The sequence below is a fragment of the Streptomyces sp. Wb2n-11 genome, assembly GCF_001049855.1.
In the GTDB taxonomy this organism is placed as follows: domain Bacteria; phylum Actinomycetota; class Actinomycetes; order Streptomycetales; family Streptomycetaceae; genus Streptomyces; species Streptomyces altiplanensis.
The window spans coordinates 3,720,258-3,743,119 of the sequence record NZ_CVPB01000001.1 but is presented as its reverse complement, the minus strand read 5'-3'; the positions used below and the strand labels follow the sequence as shown (position 1 = coordinate 3,743,119).

The window sequence follows — 22,862 nt, the reverse complement described above, 5'->3', positions numbered from 1 at the left end:
GGTGTACGAGTCGCCTCCGCACCCCCGGCACCACCCGGCGGTCCCGGACTGTGAGCAGCAGCCGCAGTTCACCGCCGTACCGCCGCCTGCGCACTGGCACTACAAGCCGCGCCGCGCCCGGCGGCGTGCCAGGGCGGTGCGCGCGGGCGCGGTGATCACGCTGCTCGCGCTCTGCGCCCTGGTGATCCTGGCGATCGTCCGCGACCAGACCGGTACCCAGGGCTTCCTGGTGGGCCTGGGGCTGGCGGTGCTGCCGGTGCCGCTGCTGGCCGCCGCGTTCCTCTGGCTGGACCGGGTTGAGCCCGAACCCTGGCGGAACCTCGTCTTCGCCTTCGCCTGGGGCGCGTTCGCCGCGGCCCTCGTCGCGATCATCGCGAACAGTTTCGCGACCCGTTGGATAGCCACGGCCACCGCCGATCCGGCGGGGGCCGAATCCCTCGGCGCGACGGTGATAGCCCCGGTCGTCGAGGAGAGCGCGAAGGCGGCGGCGATACTGCTGATCTTCCTTTTCCGCAGACGGGACTTCACCGGGATCGTCGACGGAGTGGTCGTCGCCGGCTTCACGGCGACCGGCTTCGCCTTCACCGAGAACATCCTCTATCTCGGCAACGCCTTCGGTGAGGACCAGGCGGCGGGTGCCTCCGGCCTCGCCTCGGTGACCGCGGCGACCTTCTTCGTACGCATCGTGATGTCGCCGTTCGCGCACCCGCTGTTCACGGTGCTGACGGGTATCGGCTTCGGGCTCGCCGCGCTCGCGCCGCAGCGGCGCCCGGGCCGGTGGCGGCGGATCGCGCTGCCGCTGCTCGGTCTGGTGCTCGCCATGGGCGTGCACGCCCTGTGGAACGGCTCCGCGGCCTTCGGGACGTACGGCTTCTACGCGGTGTACGCCGCCTTCATGGTCCCCGCCTTCGCGCTGCTGACCTGGCTGGTGATCTGGACGCGCCAGCGCGAACTGCGCACGATCGCCGCCGAACTGCCCGCCTACGCCGCCGCCGGCTGGCTGCGGCCGGCCGAGCCGGCCGCGCTCGCCTCGATGCGGGCCCGTTCGCTGGCACGGGGCGCGGCGGCGCGCGCGTACGGAAGCGGTCCGTACGGAAGCGGTCCGTACGGAAGCGGTCCGTACGGAAACCAGGCGGCATCCGGCGGGCGGGCCGCGTCCCGGGCCGCCGCCCGTGCCGTCGCCGAGTACGAGGTCTTCGCGACGTCCCTGGCCCTCCTGCGCCACCGGGCCCACCGCGGCGCGGCGGGCCCGGACTTCACCGCACGCGAGCAGGAGCTGCTGCACCACCTGTGGCAGCGCAGGGACGTGGCCGGGCCGGCCCTGGAGTACGCGGCGCGGGCGACGAGCCGGGTGTGGGCCCCGCCAGCGCCCCCGTGGCGGACCCGGCCGTACCCGTGGCCGTCGCCGGCGCCGTGGTACGGACCGCCGCCCCAGCGCTCCGCCCCCCACCGGGACCACGCCGTCCACAACCCGTACCGGCAGCAGCAGCGGTAACAGAGCCGGCAGCCCTGGCGACGGGGGGTGTGTGCCAGGACTGCCGGGGATCGAGGGGAACCGCGGGGAATGCCGTCAGACCGTGAGGCCCTTGTCCCGCAGCCACGCGGCCGGGTCGATGCCGGCGCCGCCGGGCGTGTGCACTTCGAGGTGCAGGTGGTCTCCCGTCACATTGCCGGTGGCGCCCACCCGGCCGATGACGTCGCCCGTTCCGACCTCTCCGGAGGTGACGGTCATCGAGGAGAGGTGGCAGTACCAGATCTCCGTGCCGTCCGGGAGCTCCAGGACGATGCGGTAGCCGTACGCGCCCGACCAGCCCGCCGATTTGATGGTGCCGCCGTGCACGGCCTTGAGCGGCGTGCCCTTCGGGGCGGCGAAGTCCAGGCCGGTGTGGTGGCCGGAGGACCACATCGAGCCGGACTGGCCGTAGGTGGAGGTGAGCGTGTACGAAGAGAGCGGCAGCGAGTAGCTGGCGGCCAGCTTGGCGAGCCGCTCCTGCTCGGCCTTGCGCGCGGCCTCTTCCTCCGCCTTCCGCTTCTCCTCCTCGGCCTTCCGCTTCTCCTCCTCGGCCTTGGCCTCCGCCGCGCTCTGCTGCTCGGCCGCCTCGGCCGCTGCCTGCTCGGCGGCCTTCGCCTCGGCGGCCACCTTGGCCTCGGTGTCGGCCGCGTCCTGCTGCTGCTCGGCCTGCTGGAGGATGCGGGCGCGCAGTGCCTCGCCCGCGTCGGTGGTGCCCTGCTGCGCGTCGGCGGTGGAGACGCCCGCGGTGGTGAGCGGGGCGGCGGCCAGGGTCGCTTGGCCCGCCGTGCCCGTACCCGCCTGGCCGCCGGAGCCCGAGTCGCCGGGCATCCAGGCGCCTATGCCGGGAAGGGACTTGGCGTCGGGCAGCGAGTCCGCGATCGCGTCGGGAAGGGAGATCGAGACGGCCGGCTTGTCCTGCGCGGTGGCTATGCCCCCGCGCCGACCGCGGCGATGACGCCGACGCCGAGAACGGTGGAACTACGGCCGATTCCGCCGCGCTGCTTGGCGACGCGATGACGGCCGCGCACGGGACGGATGGACTCCTCGGTGGGATTCCACTCTTCCCAGGTTCCCTCCGCGCCACCGGGAATGCCGGCGGCGTTCGGTACCTCGTACCCGTAAGAGGGCAGGGTGGCTTCGGGGGCAGGCCTGTTGGACGCCACGGAGGCGTGCTCCTTTCCTTCCTTCTCGCCTACCGGGTTAGCTGACGGGTTCGGAGCAGGAAGGTCTCCTACGGGCTCCTCGTAGGTACGAAGGAGTCCGATTCACCCCAAGGAACGTGGTTCCCCGGTTCCCTTGCGGAATTCGGCGCGTGCGCACGGTGTCGCCTCTTGCGACGACTGGGACGACCGCGCTGCGTTATCGAACGTTAATAGACACCAGGTCCGCTTTCCAAGCTGTTCCCGTTGATCGTTAACGATATCGACCTGAATCAATCACCACACAAGCGGTCGTAGTGGGGCGAGTTGATCTGCCCCCGATCGACACTCTGAAACCTCGCTTCCATGACGGTTCGTCAATCGTTATGCGTAGTGGCGTCTTACGACTACGCAGCGTCGCGGGCCTAGTTTCGTCGTCATGGTTGTCAACAGCACGCGGTCCGTGGCCGACCGCTACCGCGAGTTCTCCGAACAGCAGGCGCGCGGCGTCTCCCCCGCCTACGCCGAACTCACCGCCCGCATCAGCGAGGACGAGGACCTCTGCGCCCTCATCGCCGCCCTGCCGCCCGGCAACAAGCAGCAGCCCAATCTCCTCCTCGCGGCCGTCCGCTTCCTCGGCGGCCCCTCCGAGCGGTGGGCGCCCTTCCGCGCCTGGACCCTGGCCCACTGGGACGCCGTACGCGCCGTCGTGCTGACCCGCTTCACCCAGACCAACGAGCCCGCCCGCTGCGCCACCCTGCTGCCCCTCCTCGCCGCGCTCCCGCAGCCCCTCGCCCTCATCGAGGTCGGCGCCTCCGCCGGCCTGTGCCTCCACCCCGACCGCTACGCCTACCGCTACGACGGCGGCGCCGTCCTGGGCTCCTCCCCCGTCACCTTCGACTGCCGTACGGAGGGCCCCGCACCCCTCCCCACCGCGCTGCCCGGCATCGCCTGGCGCGCCGGCATCGACCTCAACCCCCTCGACACCACCGACGAGGAAGACGTCCGCTGGCTCCAGTCACTGATCTGGCCGGGCCGCGCGGAGCGCCCGCGGCAGCAGCTCGCCGCCATCGAGGCCGTACGTACGGCGCCCCGCCCCCGCATCGTCCGCGGCGACCTCGTCGACGAACTCCCGGCGCTGGCCGCCGAAGCCCCGGCGGACGCCACCCTGGTCGTCTTCCACACCGCCGTACTGACCTACCTGCCGCTCGCCCGCCGCGAGGAGTTCGCCGCGCTCGTCCGCGAGCTGCCGGGCCACTGGATCTCCAACGAGCACCACACCGTGCTGCCCCGGCTCGACGCCCCCGCCCCCGACGACGAGCACCTGCTCACCCTCGCCCTCGACGAGCGCGTGGTCGCCTTCACCGCTCCGCACGGTCAGAGTCTCCACTGGTTCGGTGCGACGAGGGTGCCGGGTGGGACGGGCGCGACGGGTGTGACGCCACCCGCCTGACCAGGCTCACGGTCCGGCGGCGGTCCGGCTGTCCCTCGGCGGGCCGCGCGACCGCCAGCAGGGCCATGTCGTCCGTGGCGGCCCCGTGCGTGTGCAGCCGTACGTCGTCGGTGATCGCGTCCAGCAGTTCCTCGGGGCCCGGGAAGATCCGCCCGCGCAGCCGCGCGGGCGGATCGTAGAAGACGCCGTCGGCGTTCCTGGCCTCGGAGAGGCCGTCCGTGAAGAGCAGCAGCGTGGCGCCCGGCGGGAACGCGCGCTCCTGGGCCCGGTCGGGCCAGGTCCCCAGCTCGCCCATCCCCAGCGGCAGCGCGGCCTCGTCCGGCACGATCTCCGTGAGAGCCCCGTCGGCGTACAGCATGAGCGGCTCAGGATGGCCGCGGTTGACCAGCCGCACGACACCCTGGCCGCGCGGGATCTCGGCGAGCACGGCGGTCGTGAACCCCTCGAAGGCGTCGATCCCGTCCCGCCGCGCGCCCTCCCGCATGAGCGCCCGTTCCAACCGCTGCACGACACCTTCGAGCGACCTCTCCTGCTCGGCGGCCTCCCGGAACGCCCCGATGACGACGGCCACCGCCTCCACCGCGTCGAGGCCCTTCCCGCGTACGTCGCCGACCACCAGCCGTACCCCGGCCGGTGTGTCCTGCACGGCGAAGAGGTCCCCGCCGATGAACGCGTCCGCCTGCGCGGCCTCGTACCGCGCCGCGACGTGCAGGCCGGCGATCCGGGCGGGGGGCGTGGGGATCACGGCACGCTGGGCCGCCTCGGCGATGGTGCGGGCGGAGGCGAGCTGCTCGCCGCTGCGGCGCACGACGCGGTTGATGACCAGCGCGAGGACGGCGACGGTGACGACGGTGACCAGTTCGGTCACGGACTCGATCTCGGTCGAGGTGTCGTTGTACAGGTGCAGCCCCACGACGGCGGCGACCGCGGCGCCCCCGGCGAGGAGCGTGTTGCGCAGGGAGAAGAACGGCGCGGCGATCAGCGGGGCGGCGGCGAAGAGCGGTGACGCGGTGAAGTGCGGCGGCGTGACGACGTCGAAGACGAGCCCGCCGACGATCAGCAGCGCCGGCAGTGCCCGGAGGAAGTGCCGGGCCGTCCCCACGGCGTCGACGCCCGCTCCGCCTTGCTTCCCCACCTGTGGTCTCCCGCTCGCTCCGCATCCGCGTGCGGACGGTACCGTGCCCAGCCCAGGCTGGCCGTAGCCGCGCCGCACGGCCGTCCGGGGGCAGCCGACCGGGGGACGGCGGCGCCCTCGTGCGAGCCGCGAACGACGAAGGTCCGGATCTCTTCCGAGATCCGGACCTTCGTCTTCAGTAGCGGGGACAGGATTTGAACCTGCGACCTCTGGGTTATGAGCCCAGCGAGCTACCGAGCTGCTCCACCCCGCGTCGTTGAACCCAACTCTACGCCATTCGGGGACCGGCTCCGACCATTTACGCCTGCGCGGCGATCACGCGCGCGCACTTCAGGGACTCGGTCCGCGTGGTGCCGACTTCCAGGTCGTACACGACACCGCGGTGCACGAGCTCCGCCTGCGCCGCCGCCGTCCCCGGCACCCGGTCCCCGCGGGCCACCTCGCGCCCGGCGGCGACAGCGCTCTCGCACCGCACCCCGATCCACAGCACACCGAGCCCGTCGGGGGCGGTCCGCCAGCGGTCCTGCGAGGCCGCCCCGCCGAGGAGGACCCCGTCGACGACGATCCGTACCCCCGCACGCGCCATCTCGGCGACCCCACGGCTCCACGCCACGTCCAGCGCCCGGAACCCGTCTCCCACGGACGCCTGCCCGTCCGCCCCGAACCCGATCCCGCCGGTCTCGGGCAGTACGGCCTGCAAGCAGCGCGCGATGACCGACTTGCCCGAGCTGGAACCACCGTTGAGGACGATCCCCCGGACGGCCACGGCGTCACTGCAACGACCGCGCCCAACACCTTTCCGGCCGATGGGCGTTGTCCGCCGGAGCTACTCGGCGACCTCCGTCCGCTCCCACCACTCGTAGACGGTCAGCCGTCCTTCGTCACTGTCCTGGTGCCTCGTCGTGACCTTGAAGTGTTCGTACCCGCCGCGGTGCGGAATCTTCAGTTCCTGCCCGGGAGGAGTGATCGGGACGATCCGATCGCGCAGGTCGTCCGGGCCGCCTTCGAGGAGTGCCTTGTCCGTCATGCCCCCAGTCTTCCCAGGCACGAGCCGGCGCGCACGCGGACGCGCCCGGGTCCGAAGACACGAAAGCGCCCCGGCCGGGACGAGCCCGGCGGGGCGCTGACGTGCGGACCGGCCGGGGATCCCCGGCCGCCTCGGGCGGTAGGCCGTGTGGGACTCGAACCCACAACCAACGGATTAAAAGTCCGCTGCTCTGCCAATTGAGCTAACGGCCCTCGGCGCGTCACCCCCGAGCATAGCCGCAGCGGGCCCGGCAGCCGATCGGGTATCGGTTACCGAGCCCGTCGGAGTCTGCCGGGACCCTAGAACAGACCCCTGTAGTTCTGCCAGCCGGTGGCGATCTGCGTGCGGCTGCCGAAGGAACCGCGGCCGTCGCCGTTGTTGCGGAACAGCTTTCCGGCGGAGTCGCGTTCGACGATGTCCGCCTTGCCGTCACCGTTCAGGTCACCGACGCCGACGACGGCGTTGTACGACCGGCCCCAGTCCTTGAAGACCTGGACCCGCCCCTTGAACGTGCCGTTCCCCGTACCGTCGTAGCGCCACAACCCGCCCGACCTGTCGTGCCCGAGCAGATCCGCCTTGCCGTCGCCGGTGATGTCGCCGACACCGGCGATCCGCCCGTACGTCTTCCAGTTCGTGCCGATCCGCACCTTGGCGCTGAACTTCCCGCCGGCCGCGCCCGCGTAGAAGTACATGTCTCCCGTCGACGCCTGACGTGCCACCAGGTCCGTACGGCCGTCACCGTTCATGTCGCCGGGGGACGTCAGCACGTCGTACCGCCCCCAGCCCGTCCCGATCGAGGTGTACGCGGTCGACGGCGTCAGCGCCTTCCCGCAGCGGGGCTTGTACGCACGCAGCTCGCCCGACGGCTGCCGCACCAGCACGTCATTGCACCGGTCGCCGTTCACGTCACCGAACGGCACCGCGTACGCCGACGCCGGCCAGCCGCTGCCCGACGTCTTGCCGGAGAACTTCCCCCCTGCCGTTCCGTGGTGGAAGGTGAGGGAACCGGAGCTGTTGAGCGTCAGCAGGTCGCCGACGGCGTCGCCCAGGGCGAAGTCGTGGCGCACCGGTCCCGCCCCCCGCAGCCTGACGGTCCCGGTCCGCCGCAGCGCGGGGCCGTTGCCGTCCGCCGGTGCGGCGGAGAGCGTCCAGGCGTAGGTGCCGTTCGGGAAGGGGACGTCACCCGGCACGTTCCGGACCGTGCCGTGCCAGTGGGCGGTGAGCCGCTCGCGCGCGGCCCCGCCCCGCACCGTGTCGACGACCTTGCCGGTGGCCCTGTCGCGCAGCGTCAGCGTCCAGGACGCGGCCGGTTTGGACAGCGCAGTGGTGGTGACGTCCTGGGGTACGGCGTCGAGGGTGCGCGGCGTGATCTCGGGGTGGTCTTCCGGCGTTCCGGCGGCGGTCATGGGCTGCCCGAGGACACCGGACGGGATCAGACGCGTCCGCTCCTGGTCGTCCACGTACGCGGCGTTCCCGCCGAAGCGGTCGACGGTCCACCGCACATGCCGCTGCGGGACCCCCGTGTCGGGCAGCTCGCCGGCGGTACGGCTCCGGGCCTGTCCGGTGTCCACCGTGGTGAGCACGAGCCTCCCGGCGGCCCTGTCGTGCGTGACCAGCCATCCGTCGCCGAGCAGCGCCTCGCCCGAAGGCACCGGCACGGACTTCTTCGTCGTACGGTCGTACACCCCGGCGGGGCCGCCCGAGGGGCAGCTCCAGTACAGCCATCGGCCGACCGCCTGGAGCTCGTCGGGCACGCAGCCCGCGCCGGTGCCCGCCGTTTCGGCGGTCGTCCCGGCGGCGAGGTCCCGCGCGGTGACCACGCCCTTCGCCGTGCCCGCGGTCCACAGCCGGCCCGCCCAGACGGCGGCGGCACCGGGGGCGCGCCGGACGAGGACCTTGCCGTCGGAGAGGCGGTGGACGGTCTGCTTTCCCGCCGCCTCGGAGGTGTGGACCAGGTGGTCCGGGGTGACGGAGGTGATCTCTCCGCCCTCGGGGACCACCAGCGTGCTGTCGTCGTCGGCGTCCGGCCCTTCGACGCGGACCAGGTCCCGCTCGGCGGTGTCCCGGTCCAGCCGCGCGAACCGCCCGTCACCGACGCCGTGGAGCGCGCCGCAGGCCGCGTCGCCGTCCGCGCACGCCGGCACGTCGTAGGCGTGGTCGGTGAGCCGGCCGCGCTCTCCGTACGTCGGCGTGCCGCTGGGGCTGAGCGTGCGGCCGTAGTCTCGCTTCGCGCCCGTGCTGTTGTCGGTGAAGCCGAGGCGTCCCTGGGCGAGAGACAGCCCTTCCACGGTGGCGGACACAGGTGGCAGCTTCTTGACCATCGTCACCTGCGGCCTGCCGTCCGGACCGGCGGTCACGCGACGAATACCCCAATCGTCGGCCTTGTAGCCGCCGACCGTCACTGCCGTACCGTCCGGGCCCGCCAGCACGCGCCTTTTACTGCTCCGCAGCAGCATGATCGACGGGCCTCCGGCGAGTGGCACCGCCTGCAGCGCCAGGGACGCGGTGGACTGGTAAACGAGCCATTCCCCGACAACCGCCCAGCCGGTCGTGGGACTGGACAGCTCCGCCCCGAGCTTCAGCACGGTCGGGACGGCTGAGAGGTCGTCACGAGGAACGGACAACACGGTGCGTTCGGCCGAGCTGTAGAGAGTGAGGCGGTCCGGCGTCAGCTCGGGAGTCCAAAACGGTGCCCCCAACGGTGGAGTGACCCCACTCACCATCCCCGTCGATTTATCGACGAGGATCAGACGCTGTGTGCCGTCGACATCTGCCCTCAGGACAACGGAGGTGTCGTCGCCTGTGGCGGGTGACCGGAACACTGTGCCCTCGGGCAGCCCGGTGACGCGCACATCACGGGTCGCTCCCTCTGCGCCCGGCGAAAGCAGGTGCAGCAAGGTCGTACTCGTACCGTCGCTGTTCACGACCTTCTCGGCGGTCAGGACAGTCGAGCCGTACGTCGCGCGGTGCTCCTGGCCCTCGGGGACAGCGACCGTACGGACCGAACCGTCTGCCGCGTCCCGGAGCTCGATGACGCCGTGCCCCTCCGTGAAGGCCAGTACGTCACTTCCGGTGGCACGGCCGGGAACGCCGTTCTCGTGAGCACTGACCGGAAACGTCTCCCCGTCCGCGAACCGGGTCCACAGTCCGCCGTTCCGGCCTTCCTCGGTATGGAACACGCCTTGCCGCCCGGTGCCGTCAGCGCCACCGACGATGGGACCCTGCAAAGTGGCGTCCCGGACAGTGGTGCGGAGTTCCGCCGGAATCACGACCCCTTCAGCCGCTTGTGTCCCGCCGTCCGCCACCGCTGCTTGCAGCGGCGTCAGGCCTGCGGTGAGGCCGATTCCCACGGCTGCGGCGATCGTGCCGCGTACAAGGGCATGACGTGTCACTGAGGTCCCTCCCCGGGAGCCTGAAGAAGGCATGGGAAGGCGACGGCGGCTGTGCGCGCCGTCGGCGAATCGAATCGAGCCACGCCCCCCGGCAGTGCTCCCCATGCAAGTGGGCGGAGCGTAACAGCAGTGACGTATGTGGGGGAAGGGAAAAGAAAGGCGGGCCCGTTCGTGAAGAACGGGCCCGCCTTCGCAGATCAGCGGCCTGTGCCGCCGAATTGATCAGCCGTCAGCTGCGCTTCCAGCGCGGCTTGTCGTCACGGCGGCCGAACGAGCCGGTGCCGGTGCCGGTGCTGCCGCTCCCGCGGTGGTCGTCACGACGGCCCTGCGGGCGGTCGTGGCCGCCGGAGCGGAAGCCCCCACCGGCCGGACGGTCGTCACGGCGGTCGCGGTTGAACGGACGGTCGTGGCCGCCGGAGCGGAAGCCGCCACCGGTGGCCGGACGGTCGTCACGGCGCTGGAAACCGCCACGGTCGCCGCCACCGCGGTTGTCGTCACGACGGTCGTCGCGGCGGAAGCCACCACCGCGGTTGTCGTCACGGCGCTCGAAGGGACGGCCGCCACGGTCGCCACCGGCCGGACGGTCGTCACGGCGCTGGAAACCGCCGCGCTCGCCACCACGGTCGTCGCGGCGGAAGCCACCACGGTCACCGCCGCGGTCGTCACGGCGCTCGAAGGGACGGCCGCCACGGTCGCCACCGGCCGGACGGTCGTCACGGCGCTGGAAACCGCCGCGCTCGCCACCACGGTCGTCGCGGCGGAAACCGCCACGGTCACCGCCGCGGTCGTCACGACGGAAACCACCGCGGTCACCGCGGTCGCCGCCGCGGTCGTCACGGCGCTGGAAGTTGCCACGCTCGTCGCGACGCTCCACCGACTGGGCCGGCACAGCGGCGGCAGCCTCGGCGGCCGCGAGCTCGGCCTCGGCGGCCTTGGCCGCCTCGGCGAGAGCCTCCTCCGGGTCCTCGCCGCGCTCACGCGCCGCGCGGGCGACCAGGCGGTCGGCCTCCTCGCGGAGCTCGGTCGCACGGCGCTGGACGCGCTCCAGCTCACGGGTGAGCTCCTTGGCCTCGCGCTCCGCCTGCTTGGCGGCGTTGCTCGCGGAGTCGGCCTGGACCTCGGTCAGCGAACGGGCGCCGGTGATCTCGGCGACCTCCGGCTCGAACGCGCCCGCTCCGCCGACGATGTGGCGCGAGGCGTCGACGCCCGCGTCCTCCATCAGGCGGAAGATCTGGCGGCGCTGGTGCGGCAGCGACAGGGAGACGACGACACCGGACTTGCCGGCGCGGGCGGTGCGGCCCGAGCGGTGCAGGTAGTCCTTGTGGTCACCGGCCGGGTCCACGTTGAGCACCAGGTCGATGCCGTCGACGTGGATGCCGCGAGCGGCGACGTCGGTGGCGACCAGGGCGTTGACGTAGCCCTTCTTGAAGTCCTCGAGAACGCGCGTACGGGCGCCCTGCGTCATGCCGCCGTGCAGCGCGTCGGCCTTGACGCCCGAGTCCTGGAGCTGCTCGGCGATGCGGTCCGCGCCCAGCTGGGTGCGGACGAAGATGATCGTGCGGCCCTTGCGGGCGGCGATCGCGGCCGTGACCGGCGCCTTGTCCTTCGGCTTCACGACGAGGACGTGGTGGGTCATGGTCGAGACGTTGCCCTGGGCGCTGTCGACCTCGTGCGTCACCGGGTTGGTCAGGTAGCGCTTGACCAGCGTGCTGATCTCGTTCTCCATGGTGGCGGAGAAGAGCATTCGCTGGCCGCCGCCGGGGATCTGGTCGAGCAGCTCGGTGACCTCGGGCAGGAAGCCCAGGTCGGACATCTGGTCGGCCTCGTCGAGGACGGCGATCCGGACGTTCTCGAGCGAGCAGGCGCCGCGGTTGATGATGTCGCGCAGACGGCCCGGGGTGGCGACGAGGACGTCGACACCGCGCTCCAGGGCGTAGATCTGGTTGCTCATGGACGTACCGCCGCAGACGACCTTCATCTTCAGGCCGAGTACGTCGCCGTACGGCTGCAGCGCGTCCGCGACCTGCATCGCGAGCTCACGCGTCGGGGTCAGGATGATCGCGCGGGGCTTCTTCTTCTCGGTGTGACCGCCGGCCAGCGTGGCCAGGGTCGGCAGACCGAAGGAGAGCGTCTTGCCGGAGCCGGTGCGACCGCGGCCCAGGATGTCCTTACCGGCCAGGGCGTCCGGGATGGTCGCGGCCTGGATCGGGAAGGGGGCGGTGACGCCGTTCTGCGCGAGCTTGCGGACGACGCCGTCGGGCAGGCCCAGAGTGGCGAAGGTCACGGTGGGCTCGGTGGGCTCAGCGGCCTCGGCGTCAGCGTCGGCGTCGGCCTCGATCGCGTCGTCGATCTCGTCGATCTCTGCGGTGATCTCGGTGGCCTCGATGACGTCGGCGGCCTCTACGGCCGTCTCGTTCTCGGGCACGGCGGTGCGGTCAGTGCTGGAAATGGACATGCGGAATGCGAAACCTCTCGGAGTCTCGGCACGCGCCCAAACTCCGTGAAATCGCAAATCAATCGCAAATCGACCGCCTCAGTGCGGTCAGTCACGGTAAGGGAGAGTACGCGCCACGGGGCGCTCCAGGTCCTCGTTCTTTACGAGAACTCAACGGCGCCGGGCAATGGGATCAAACGATCTATAACCATACGCACCCTCCCCCCCTTCTGGCAAACCGGGGTTCCTACACCGGCCCGACCTGCGGTGATGCCGCCGGCTTGCGCCCCATTTCACGCCGCTCCCCCATCGCCGCGGTCTGCGTGCCGGCCGCCGGCGACGCCGAGGGCGGCGGCGTGCTCGGTTCCGGATCGGACGGCGTCACGGGGGGCGGCTCCGTCGTCGGCGGCGGCTCGGAGGGTTCGGGTGGGCGCGTCGGTGCCGCCGTGCTCTCCGTCGGCGTCGGCACGCCGGGGCGCGGTTTCGGCCGGGTACCGCCCTTCGGGGGCGGGGCCTGGGCGCTCTTCGACGGCGCGGCGGAGACGCCCGGTGACGAGCGGGGGCCCGCCGGCGCGTCGTCCCCGGTCTTGCCGTCGTCGCCCGCCCTGGCGTTCTTGCCGCCCCTGGCACTCTTGCCGCCGTCGCGGCCGGACGCCGCCTGCCCGCCGGTGTGGCCGATCCCCGTCCCGATCCTCGCCTTCGTCCCGTCGGGTTCCGCCGCCGCGCCCTGCCGGGCCGCCGGGCGGGTGGGCGCCGGTTCGCTCCCCTCGTCGGTCACGCTCATGCAGCCCGCCGACGCCGTGGCCACGAGCACGACAGCGGCCAATCGGGCCGGGGCCAATCGGACAGGATGGGGCAACTGGCGCACGGGCGGCACCTCCGGGGCACGGCAAGCGGGATTTCACTGCCCAACTCCCTTTGCCCCACAAGGGACACGCAAGGGACGCCCGAGGGGCGCTCAGGGAACAGGCGGGGAACAGGCGGGGAACAAACAGAGAACAGGCAGAGAACAGGCGGGGGCCGCGCGAGACAAGCACCCGCCGCCCGCGCACCGCCCACGGGCGGCGGACGCCCCGCGGGCCGTCACCCCAGCAGCCCCCGCGCGAGATCGAATCCCAGGAAGACCGCGCCGAGACCCACCAGCAGCGACGCCCCCGCGTTCGCCGCCGCCAGGAACGTCCAGCCGCGCTCCGCCAGCCGCAGCGTCTCGTAGCTGAAGGTCGAGTACGTCGAAAGGGCTCCGCACAGCCCGGTCCCGAGCAGCGCGTACGTCCCCGAGGAGACCAGCGCTCCCGCCAGCGTCCCCAGCACCAGGCTCGCCACCGCGTTGACCACGAGCGTCCCCCACGGGAAGACCGAATCGTGCCGCCTCTGGACCGCGCGGTCCGTCAGGTACCGCAGCGGCGCCCCGACCGCGGCCCCGGCCGCCACCAGCAGCCAGGTCACGCGTCCGCCGCCCGCCCCACGGCCGCCCGCGTCACCGCCACCGCCGCCCACACCGCGCCGAGCGCCCCCGCGAACGTCCCGGCGGCGTACCCCAGCGCGGTGAGCGCGTCGCCCCGGTCCAGCAGCCGGGCCACATCCAGGGCGTACGTCGAGAAGGTCGTGAAGCCGCCCAGCACACCGGCCCCCAGGAACGGCCGGACCAACGCGTGCCCCCGCCCCTGCTCGCTCACCAGCACCATCAGCACCCCGATCAGCGCGCACCCCGTCACATTGACGCCGAAGGTCGTCCACACGCTCCCGGGCCACACCACCCCCGCCCCGTACCGGGCCAGCGCCCCCAGCACGCCGCCCGCCGAGACCGCCGCGAGCACCCGCCACCCGCCGCTCCCGGCGGTCTCAGCGCGGTGCGCGGGCACATGCAGGTCGACGTCCGGGTCGATCGCGCCGTCGGGACCGGTCGCGCGGTTCACCCGTACCCCAGCGCGTGCAGCCTCTCGTCGTCGATCCCGAAGTGGTGCGCCACCTCGTGGACGACGGTGATCTCCGTCTCCGCGACGACGTCCTCCCGGGACTCGCACATCCGCAGCGTCGGCCCCCGGAAGATCGTGATCCGGTCCGGCAGCACCCCGGCGTACCACTCGCCGCGATCGGTCAGCGGGGTCCCCTCGTACAGTCCGAGCAGATCCGGTTCGTGGTCCGGGTGGTCCGCCGACGGCTCGTCCTCCACGAACACCGCGACGTTGTCCATCAGCCGCGTCAGCTCCGGCGGGATCCTGTCCAGCGCCTCGGCGACCAGTTCCTCGAACTCCTCACGCGTCATCTCCAGCACCTGGCCATTGTCACGTAGATTCCGCCCGACGGGCGGGGGTGGGCGCCAGTGGGCATGGGCCGCCTCCCGCATGGGCATACGGCAGCAATGGCCCGCGCTCCTTTTCGTGCCGTGCTCACCCGGCTGCAACGCCACTACCGCTCCCACCACACCGCCCCCACCAGCACCCTCGTACACGCCCCGCACCCCTACGCGCGGATGTTCGGCCTCACCGCGGTGGTCCTCTGCGGCGCCTGGCTCGGCCTCCTGATCGTCGGCAGTGTCCGTACACCGGTCGGCCCGGTGGACGCGACCATGACGCTGCGCGCGTCCGCCGTCGGCGGCACGAAGATCAACGTCTCCCCTCTCGGCGCCCTCGAACTCGACACCCACACCGCCCCCGTCCGTCTCGACGTGGACGTCGACCAGCTCGACCCGGTCCGCTCCCAGGCCCTCGTCGAACACCCCGAACGCCTCTCCGGCCTCCAGGAGGAGATCTCCGAGGACGTCGCCGACGGCGCCACCGAACTGGCCGTGCGCTCCTGCGTCGCCGTCGTGTCGGGCGCCACCGCCCTCGGCCTGGCCGTCTACCGGCGCCCGCGCCGCGCCCTGGCGGCCGGCGGTCTCGCGCTCGCCCTGCTGACGGCGTCGGGCATCAGCGCGTACGCCACCTGGAACCCGAAGTCGGTCCTGGAGCCGAAGTTCTCCGGGCTCCTCTCCTCCGCGCCCTCCGTGGTCGGCAACGCGCGCAGCATCGTCAGCGAGTTCGACGTCTACCAGAAGGAACTGGCGCGGCTCGTCACCAATGTGACGAAGCTGTACGACGCCACGTCGACCCTCCCGACCTATCAGCCGGACCCGGCCACGATGCGCGTGCTGCACGTCTCGGACATCCATCTCAACCCGGCGTCGTGGCACATCATCGGCTCGCTCGTCGAGCAGTACGACATCGACGTGATCATCGACTCCGGCGACACCATGGACCACGGCACCGCCGCCGAGAACGGCTTCCTCGACCCGGTATCCGACCTCGGCGCCCCGTACGTCTGGGTCCGCGGCAACCACGACTCGGCCGCCACCCAGCGCTACCTCGAACGGCTCAAGGGCGTGCACGTCCTCGACGAGGGCAGGGCGGTGACGGTGGCGGGGCTGCGGATCGCGGGCACGGGCGACCCGCAGTTCACTCCGGACCGCTCGGTCGAGGCGCAGGGCGACCCGGCCGAGCGCATGGCGGGCATCCGCCTCGCCTCGGCCCTGCGCGACCAGAAGCACGCCGGCACGCCCGTCGACATCGCGGTGGCGCACAACCCGGTGGCGGCCCGCGAGACGGACGGCACGGTCCCGCTCGTCCTGGCCGGACACATCCACGACCGCAAGAACGAGGTCCTCGACCAGGGCACCCGCCTGAAGATCGAGGGCTCGACGGGCGGCGGCGGCCTGCGCGCGCTCCAGAACGAGAAGCCGGAGAAGGTGCGGGCGTCGGTGCTCTACCTGGACCGTACGACCAAGCGGCTGCAGGCCTGGGACGAGATCACGCTGGGCGGCCTGGGCCTGACGACGGCCGAGGTCAGCCGCCGCCTCCCCCAGGAGAACAGCCCGGGGGCCACCCCGTCCCCGTCCCCCGCGCGGACCCCTTCCCCGGCCTCCCCCTCACCCTCCCCGTAAACCGTTTTGGCGATCGGTCCCGCCATCCCATATGCTTCTCACGTCCCCGACGCGCTGCAAAGCGCCCAGGCGGGCTCTAGCCCTCATCGTCTAGTGGCCCAGGACGCCGCCCTTTCAAGGCGGTAGCACGGGTTCGAATCCCGTTGGGGGCACGCACAACCGTGTGCGAGACTTGGTCTCGCACCACGCTTGGTCCTGTGGAGCAGTTTGGAGTGCTCGCCACCCTGTCAAGGTGGAGGCCGCGGGTTCAAATCCCGTCAGGACCGCTGCGGATCGAAAGATCCGAGTGGCTGGGTAGCTCAGTTGGTACGAGCGATCGCCTGAAAAGCGATAGGTCGCCGGTTCGATCCCGGCCCCAGCCACCACTTCGAAGGCCCCGTCCACCGGACGGGGCCTTTCGTCCTATCCCTCCTCCGCCGGGGCCTTGCGGCGCCGGGCGCGCAGGGCGAGCACCACTGCCACCACCGCCACCACCGCGGCCAGCAGCACCGCGTCGGGCACCGCCTCGCCGAGACCGCCCACCCACTGCTCGACGGCGAACGAATCGTCCACGTCCAGCAGTCCGGGCAGGGCCGTCGTCCCGTCGAACACGAGGAAGAGCGTGCCCAGCGCGACGAAGAAGAGCCCGGACAGCAGTGACGTGGTGTGCAGCTCGAAGCGCCCCGCCCGCAGCGCCCGCCCGCGCAGCCACCGCCGCCTGCCCAGTTCGAAGCGCTCCCAGCCCAGGGCGAGCAGGAACAGCGGCACGGCCATGCCCAGCGCGTAGACAGCCAGCAGCAGTCCGCCGTACACCGGGCTGCCGCTGACGGCCGCGACCGTGAGGACGCTGCCGAGGATGGGACCCGCGCAGAAGCCGGCGAGGCCGTAGACGGCTCCCAGCGCGTACACCGAGACGGCCGTCGTGGGCCGGATCCGCCCGGAGAGGGAGGCGATACGGCGTGGGGCGAAGCCCATGCCGAGGATCTGCGCGAGGCCGAGGGTGATGATCAGCCAGCCGCCGGCGAGGACGAGCTGGTCGCGGTGCCCGTAGAAGAGCCGCCCGGCGTACGAGCCGGCCGCGCCCAGCGGCACCAGGGTGGTGGCGAGCCCGGCGTAGAAGATGCCGGTTCTGGCCATCAGCCGTGACGCCGAGTCGATCGAGTACGCGAAGAAGGCGGGGAGCAGCAGCGCGCTGCACGGGCTGAGCAGGGCGAGCAGGCCGCCGAGGAAGGCGGCCAGATATCCGATGTCGGCGTTCACTTCGCCGCCTCGTCCGTCGTCCCCGTCCTCGTCTTCCCCGTCTTCCCCGTCTTCTGCGCCTTCTGTGTCTTCACCGTCTCCGCCGCCGCCTCGATCGCCTCGGTGAAGGTCTCGGCGGGCTGGGCGCCGGCGATCGGCCGGCCGTTGACGAGGAACGACGGCGTGGAGGTGGCGCCCAGCTGGTACGCCTCCTCCTGGTCCTTCTTCACGGCCTTCACGGCCGCTTCGCTGCCCGCGTCCCGGGTGAAGCGGGCGATGTCCTCCACCCCGGCCTCCCCGGCCAGCGCTTTGAGCCTGGCGTCCCCGAAGCCCTTCTCCTTGGCCCCGTCGGCGTACGCGGCCGCGTGGAACTGCCAGAAGCGGCCCTGCTGCCCGGCCGCCCACGCGGCGCGGGCCGCCGCGTCCGACTCCTTGCCGAAGATCGGGAAGTTGCGCCACTCGATGCGCAGGGTGCCGTTGTCGACGTACTTCTTCACAAGCGCGGGCTCGGTGTCGCGGGCGAACTTTCCGCAGTAGCCGCACTTGAAGTCGGCGTACTCGATGAGCACGACGGGCGCGTCCGCCCTGCCCTGCGCGAGCGTGTCCCCGGCGTCGCGGCGGGCGAGCTTCGCGAGCTCGGCGTAGACGTCGGCCTGCGGGTCGGAGGAGACCTCGGCCGTCGCGGCGGAGTCGCGCCCGTCGGGCTTGGTGGCCGTGTACGAGACGACGCCGAGCAGGACGGCCGCGGCGGCGACGGCCGCGCCGATGGCGAGGGACTTGGAGCGGTTGCGGTTACGGGAGGGAGCCATGGGTGTTCGGTACTCCTGACGGAATGCGGAGGCGGAGGAGGCAAGGGGGGCATGAACCGGAGCGCGGTGGGCCCGGCGGGGCTGTTTCCCACGCCCGCCCCGGGGTCCGGTCCTCACCCGCGGACGGTCGGCCGCACCGAGCCCGGCCGGTGCTTGAGGACACGCCCGAAGTGCGCCCGGGGCCCGGGGGTCCGGGCACGGGGCCCAGGGCCCGCCCCGGTTCAGGGGAGGGGCGGGCAGGGGAAGGCCCCGCAGGGCCGTTCGGCTAGACCCGCAGGATCGAGAGGCCTATGGGCGACGGTGGGTCCAGCGGCGGCGGCCGGTGGCCGGGCGCCGGCCGCCGGGCCGGGCCGCCGGCGCCCCACGAACCGGCCCCGTCCCCGGCGTCGTACAGGGCGGGCAGCAGCTCGTACGCCGCCCCCTTGCGCGGCGGCGTGACCGGCGCGCTCCCCACGCCGTCCCGGTGCCGCCCGCGGCAGCCGGGCTCCCGCTCATCGGCGGAGCCGGGCGCGGTGGCGGAGGCGGGACCGGAAGCAGGGGCAAGGGCAGAGGCGGAGGCGGGAACCCCGCCCGGGGCCGTGACCGCTGCGGTCGCGGCCGGGGCCCCGCCCCTCGGGTCCGTGCAGAGGAGCAGCGCGGCCAGCGCCAGCAACGTCCCCAGCAGCGCGCTCGCCGTCGCCGCACCGCGGCACCGACGGCTGACCTGGGGCATTGGCTCGGGATCTCCTGTCCGGGGGCGTCCCGCCAAGCGTAAAGGCTCTCGCGCGCCCGCCCCGGCCGAAATCGGTTCGCCAGTCGCAACCGGCGGGTGAGATCCTGAATGAGGTATGTCTACTTCCTTCGCCGACCTCCAGACCGCGCTCGCCGGGCTGCCGCTCCGCGACGCCCACCGGCTCGGCCGCCGTCTCGACGGCGCCCGTCGCATCCGCAAGCCCGAGGCCCGACAGGCCGTGCTGGACGAAATCGCCGCCGAGGCGGAGAAGTCCGCCGCCCGCCTGGCGCAGCGTGCTGCCCGCGTGCCCGAGATCACGTATCCGGAGTCGCTGCCGGTCAGCCAGCGCAAGGACGACATCGCCGAGGCGATACGCGACCACCAGGTCGTGATCGTCGCGGGCGAGACCGGCTCGGGCAAGACCACCCAGATCCCCAAGATCTGTATGGAGCTGGGCCGCGGTGTGAAGGGCATGATCGGCCACACGCAGCCGCGCCGCATCGCCGCCCGCACCGTCGCCGAACGCATCGCGGACGAGCTGAAGACCCCGCTCGGCGAGGCGGTCGGCTGGAAGGTCCGGTTCACCGACCAGGTCAACCCGGACGCCACCTTCGTCAAGCTCATGACGGACGGCATCCTGCTCGCCGAGATCCAGACGGACCGCGACCTGCGCGCGTACGACACGATCATCATCGACGAGGCCCACGAGCGGTCGCTCAACATCGACTTCCTGCTGGGGTACCTCGCCCAGCTGCTGCCCAGGCGGCCCGACCTCAAGGTCGTGATCACCTCCGCGACCATCGACCCCGAGCGCTTCTCCCGTCACTTCGGTGACGCGCCGATCGTCGAGGTCAGCGGCCGTACGTACCCCGTCGAGGTCCGGTACCGCCCGCTCCTCGAAGAGGACGGCGACGACTCCGACCGCGACCAGATCACCGCGATCGCCGACGCCGTCGACGAGCTCCAGGCCGAGGGCCCCGGCGACATCCTGGTCTTCCTGTCCGGCGAGCGGGAGATCCGCGACACCGCCGACGCGCTCAACAAGAGGAACCTCCGCCACACCGAGGTCCTCCCCCTCTACGCACGCCTCTCGCACGCCGAGCAGCACCGCGTCTTCCAGCGCCACACCGGCCGCCGGATCGTCCTCGCCACCAACGTCGCGGAGACCTCGCTCACCGTCCCCGGCATCAAGTACGTGATCGACCCGGGCACCGCCCGCATCTCCCGCTACAGCCACCGCACCAAGGTCCAGCGCCTGCCGATCGAGCGGATCAGCCAGGCCAGCGCCAACCAGCGCAAGGGCCGTTGCGGCCGTACGTCCGACGGCATCTGCATCCGGCTCTACTCCGAGGACGACTTCGTCACCCGGCCGGAGTTCACGGACGCCGAGATCCTGCGGACGAACCTGGCCTCCGTCATCCTCCAGATGACCGCGGCCGGCCTCGGCGACATCGAGAAGTTCCCCTTCATCGACCCGCCGGACCACCGCAACATCCGCGACGGCGTCCAGCTCCTCCAGGAGCTCGGCGCGCTGGATCCGGCCGAGAAGGACCCGAAGAAGCGGCTCACCGAACAGGGCCGCAAGCTCGCCCAGCTCCCGGTCGACCCCCGCCTGGCCCGCATGGTCCTGGAGGCGGACAAGAACGGCTGCGTGCGCGAAGTGATGGTGATCGCCTCCGCGCTCTCCATCCAGGATCCGCGCGAGCGCCCGTCCGAGAAGCAGCAGCAGGCCGACCAGCAGCACGCCCGCTTCAAGGACGAGACGTCCGACTTCCTCGCCTTCCTCAATCTCTGGCGGTACGTCCGCGAGCAGCAGAAGGAGCGCGGCTCCTCCAGCTTCCGCCGGATGTGCAAGTCGGAGTACCTCAACTTCCTGCGCATTCGCGAATGGCAGGACATCTACACGCAACTGCGCTCCGTCGCGAAGCAGATGGGCATACACGTCAACGAGGACGACGCGCCGGAGCTGTCCGTGCACCAGTCCCTGCTGGCCGGCCTGCTCTCCCACATCGGCCTGAAGGACACCGAGAAGAACGAGTACCTCGGTGCCCGCAGCGCCAAGTTCGCGATCTTCCCGGGCTCGGCGCTCTTCAAGAAGCAGCCCCGCTTCATCATGTCTGCAGAGCTGGTAGAAACGTCACGCCTGTGGGCGCGGGTCAACGCGAGGATCGAGCCCGAGTGGATCGAGCCGCTCGCCCAGCACCTCATCAGGCGCACGTACAGCGAGCCGCACTGGGAGAAGGACCAGGCGGCCGTCATGGCGTACGAGAGGGTCACGCTGTACGGCGTCCCGATCATCGCCCAGCGCAAGGTCAACTACGGCCGGATCGATCCGGAGACCAGCCGCGATCTTTTCATCCGCAACGCTCTGGTCGAGGGCGACTGGCGTACCCACCACAAGTTCTACGCGGACAACCGCAAGCTCCTGACCGAGGTCGAGGAGCTGGAGCACCGCGCCCGCCGCCGCGACATCCTCGTGGACGACGAGACGCTCTTCGACTTCTACGACCGGCGCATCCCCGAACACGTCGTCTCGGGCGCGCACTTCGACTCGTGGTGGAAGCACAAGAAGCGCGACGAGCCCGAACTTCTCGACTTCGAGCGCGAGATGCTCATCAACGAGAAGGCCGGGGCGGTCACCAAGGACGATTATCCGGACAGCTGGCGCCAGGGGAAGCTCAAGTTCCGGGTGACGTACCAGTTCGAGCCGGGCGCGGACGCGGACGGCGTGACCGTCCACATCCCGCTCCAGGTCCTCAACCAGGTCACGTCCGAGGGCTTCGACTGGCAGATCCCGGGCCTGCGCGAGGAAGTGGTCACCGAGCTGATCCGCTCCCTCCCCAAGCCGATCCGGCGCCACTACGTCCCGGCCCCGAACTACGCGCAGAAGTTCCTGGAGCGGGCCGTGCCCCTGCAGGAGCCGCTGCCGGTGACGCTCGCGCGCGAGCTGAAGCGGATGGTCGGCGTACCGGTCGAGGCGGACGACTTCGACCTGTCGCGCGTCCCGGACCACCTGAAGATCACATTCCGGATCGTCGACGAGCGCCGCAGGAACCTCGCCGAGGACAAGGACCTGGAGGCGCTGCGGCTCAGGCTGCGCCCCAAGGCCCGTCAGGCCCTCTCCAAGGCCGCCGCGGCGACCGCGGGCCCCTCGGGCGAGTCCGTCGAACGTACGGGCCTCACGGACTGGACCATCGGCACGCTCAGCCGTGTCTTCGAGACGCGCAGGGCCGGCCAGCCGGTCCGGGCCTATCCGGCCCTCGTCGACCAGGGCGGGAGCGTCGCCGTACGGCTCTTCGACACGGAGGCCGAGCAGCAGCAGGAGATGTGGCGGGGCACGCGTCGGCTCATCCTGCTCAACATCCCGGTCAATCCGGCGAAGTTCGCCTCGGACAAGCTCAGCAACCAGCAGAAACTGGCCCTTTCGCGCAATCCGCACGGCTCGGTCCAGGCGCTCTTCGACGACTGCGCGACCGCTGCCACCGACAAGCTGATCGCGGACCACGGCGGTCCGGCCTGGGACGAGGAATCGTTCCGGAAGCTGTACGACAAGGTCCGCGCCGACCTCGTGGACGCGACCGTGCGCACGGTGAACCAGGTCCAGCAGATCCTGGCCGCCTGGCAGGCCTGCGAGCGCCGCCTGAAGGCCGCCTCCAGCCCGGCGCTGCTGACCAACCTCGCCGACGTACGCGACCAGCTGGCGGCCCTCGTGCCGCCCGGGTTCGTCACGAAGACGGGGCTGCGCCGGCTGCCCGACCTGATGCGCTATCTCGTCGCCGCCGACCGCAGGCTCCAGCAGATGCCGACGGCCGTCCAGCGCGACACCACGCGCATGGAGAAGGTCCACGAGATGCAGGACGAGTACGCCTGGCTGCTGGAGCAGTTGCCGCAGGGCAGGCCCGTACCGCAGGAAGTCCTGGACATCCGCTGGATGATCGAGGAGCTGCGGGTGAGCTACTTCGCGCACGCCCTGGGGACGGCCCAGCCCGTCTCCGACAAGCGGATCGTGAAGGCGATCGACGCGGCGGCCCCGTAACTCCGCCGTCGCCTTGAGTGAGTTCGCACGCACCCCCTGACCTGCTGTACAGTCTGTCTTCGCAGCGCCGAGCAA

General features: G+C 71.8%; 16 protein-coding genes, 5 tRNA genes, 1 pseudogene and 1 riboswitch. Of the genes and pseudogenes, 7 read left to right on the top strand and 15 right to left on the bottom strand.

Annotated features, from left to right (window positions below; all coding sequences use genetic code 11):
* The first annotated feature begins 1 nt into the window (after position 1).
* Positions 2–1,495, top strand: a complete 1,494-nt coding sequence (locus tag BN1555_RS17075; protein ID WP_093800194.1) for a PrsW family intramembrane metalloprotease — start codon at positions 2–4, stop codon at positions 1,493–1,495.
* Positions 1,496–1,570: 75 nt separating this feature from the next.
* On the opposite strand, the pseudogene BN1555_RS17070 reads toward BN1555_RS17075, so the two are convergent.
* Positions 1,571–2,643, bottom strand: a pseudogene (locus BN1555_RS17070) (M23 family metallopeptidase).
* 44 nt (positions 2,644–2,687) lie between these two features.
* Positions 2,688–2,834, bottom strand: a riboswitch (cyclic di-AMP (ydaO/yuaA leader).
* Positions 2,835–3,091: 257 nt separating this feature from the next.
* On the opposite strand from BN1555_RS17070, the gene BN1555_RS17065 reads away from it, so the two are divergent.
* Positions 3,092–4,105, top strand: coding sequence for a DUF2332 domain-containing protein (locus tag BN1555_RS17065; RefSeq protein ID WP_093800193.1), 1,014 nt, complete (start codon positions 3,092–3,094; stop codon positions 4,103–4,105).
* On the opposite strand, the gene BN1555_RS17060 is transcribed toward BN1555_RS17065, so the two are convergent.
* The 11 genes from BN1555_RS17060 to BN1555_RS17010 form a co-directional block, all read right to left on the bottom strand.
* Positions 4,014–5,240, bottom strand: coding sequence for a PP2C family protein-serine/threonine phosphatase (locus BN1555_RS17060; RefSeq protein ID WP_107081086.1), 1,227 nt, complete (start codon positions 5,238–5,240; stop codon positions 4,014–4,016). The two genes, BN1555_RS17065 and BN1555_RS17060, sit on opposite strands and share 92 nt — an antisense overlap.
* Positions 5,241–5,419: 179 nt before the next feature.
* Positions 5,420–5,493 (bottom strand) — tRNA-Met (locus BN1555_RS17055).
* Between the two features lie 45 nt (positions 5,494–5,538).
* Entirely contained in the window at positions 5,539–6,006 is a 468-nt protein-coding gene (locus BN1555_RS17050; RefSeq protein ID WP_093800191.1) for a chloramphenicol phosphotransferase CPT family protein, read from the bottom strand.
* 60 nt (positions 6,007–6,066) lie between these two features.
* A complete protein-coding gene (locus BN1555_RS17045) occupies positions 6,067–6,267 on the bottom strand; it encodes a DUF5988 family protein (protein WP_093800190.1) in 201 nt (66 codons plus the stop codon).
* A gap of 139 nt (positions 6,268–6,406) precedes the next feature.
* Positions 6,407–6,479 (bottom strand) — tRNA-Lys (locus BN1555_RS17040).
* Between the two features lie 87 nt (positions 6,480–6,566).
* A complete protein-coding gene (locus BN1555_RS17035; protein ID WP_141662861.1) occupies positions 6,567–9,446 on the bottom strand; it encodes an FG-GAP repeat domain-containing protein in 2,880 nt (959 codons plus the stop codon).
* A gap of 442 nt (positions 9,447–9,888) precedes the next feature.
* Positions 9,889–12,114 (bottom strand): DEAD/DEAH box helicase, encoded by a 2,226-nt coding sequence (locus tag BN1555_RS17030; protein ID WP_093800188.1) that lies wholly within the window; start codon positions 12,112–12,114, stop codon positions 9,889–9,891.
* A gap of 226 nt (positions 12,115–12,340) precedes the next feature.
* Entirely contained in the window at positions 12,341–12,877 is a 537-nt protein-coding gene (locus tag BN1555_RS17025) for a hypothetical protein (RefSeq protein WP_141662860.1), read from the bottom strand.
* 299 nt (positions 12,878–13,176) lie between these two features.
* A complete protein-coding gene (locus BN1555_RS17020) occupies positions 13,177–13,539 on the bottom strand; it encodes a fluoride efflux transporter FluC (protein ID WP_093800186.1) in 363 nt (120 codons plus the stop codon).
* Positions 13,536–13,961, bottom strand: a complete 426-nt coding sequence (locus tag BN1555_RS17015; protein WP_255306426.1) for a fluoride efflux transporter FluC — start codon at positions 13,959–13,961, stop codon at positions 13,536–13,538. The genes BN1555_RS17020 and BN1555_RS17015 overlap by 4 nt, the downstream gene beginning before the upstream one ends.
* Positions 13,962–14,005: 44 nt before the next feature.
* Positions 14,006–14,368 (bottom strand): metallopeptidase family protein, encoded by a 363-nt coding sequence (locus BN1555_RS17010; protein WP_218058192.1) that lies wholly within the window; start codon positions 14,366–14,368, stop codon positions 14,006–14,008.
* 87 nt (positions 14,369–14,455) lie between these two features.
* Between BN1555_RS17010 and BN1555_RS17005 the strand changes: the two genes are divergently transcribed.
* The 4 genes from BN1555_RS17005 to BN1555_RS16990 all read left to right on the top strand — a co-directional run bounded on the left by BN1555_RS17005 (position 14,456) and on the right by BN1555_RS16990 (position 16,377).
* A complete protein-coding gene (locus BN1555_RS17005) occupies positions 14,456–16,012 on the top strand; it encodes a metallophosphoesterase family protein (RefSeq protein WP_093800184.1) in 1,557 nt (518 codons plus the stop codon).
* Between the two features lie 79 nt (positions 16,013–16,091).
* Positions 16,092–16,164: transfer RNA gene (locus BN1555_RS17000), tRNA-Glu, on the top strand.
* A gap of 39 nt (positions 16,165–16,203) precedes the next feature.
* Positions 16,204–16,278 (top strand) — tRNA-Asp (locus BN1555_RS16995).
* Positions 16,279–16,300: 22 nt separating this feature from the next.
* Positions 16,301–16,377 (top strand) — tRNA-Phe (locus BN1555_RS16990).
* A 37-nt stretch (positions 16,378–16,414) separates the two neighbouring features.
* Here the strand turns inward: BN1555_RS16990 and BN1555_RS16985 are convergent.
* From BN1555_RS16985 to BN1555_RS16975, 3 genes are all read right to left on the bottom strand, one after another.
* Positions 16,415–17,251, bottom strand: coding sequence for a cytochrome c biogenesis CcdA family protein (locus tag BN1555_RS16985; protein WP_093800183.1), 837 nt, complete (start codon positions 17,249–17,251; stop codon positions 16,415–16,417).
* Positions 17,248–18,039: a DsbA family protein gene (locus BN1555_RS16980; RefSeq protein WP_093800182.1), complete on the bottom strand. Its 792-nt coding sequence runs from the start codon at positions 18,037–18,039 to the stop codon at positions 17,248–17,250. The genes BN1555_RS16985 and BN1555_RS16980 overlap by 4 nt, the downstream gene beginning before the upstream one ends.
* 265 nt (positions 18,040–18,304) lie before the next feature.
* On the bottom strand, positions 18,305–18,751 hold the full coding sequence (locus BN1555_RS16975; protein ID WP_093800181.1) for a hypothetical protein: 447 nt from the start codon (positions 18,749–18,751) through the stop codon (positions 18,305–18,307).
* Positions 18,752–18,866: 115 nt separating this feature from the next.
* Between BN1555_RS16975 and hrpA the strand changes: the two genes are divergently transcribed.
* Entirely contained in the window at positions 18,867–22,787 is a 3,921-nt protein-coding gene (hrpA, locus tag BN1555_RS16970; RefSeq protein ID WP_093800180.1) for an ATP-dependent RNA helicase HrpA, read from the top strand.
* The last annotated feature ends 75 nt before the right edge of the window (positions 22,788–22,862 follow it).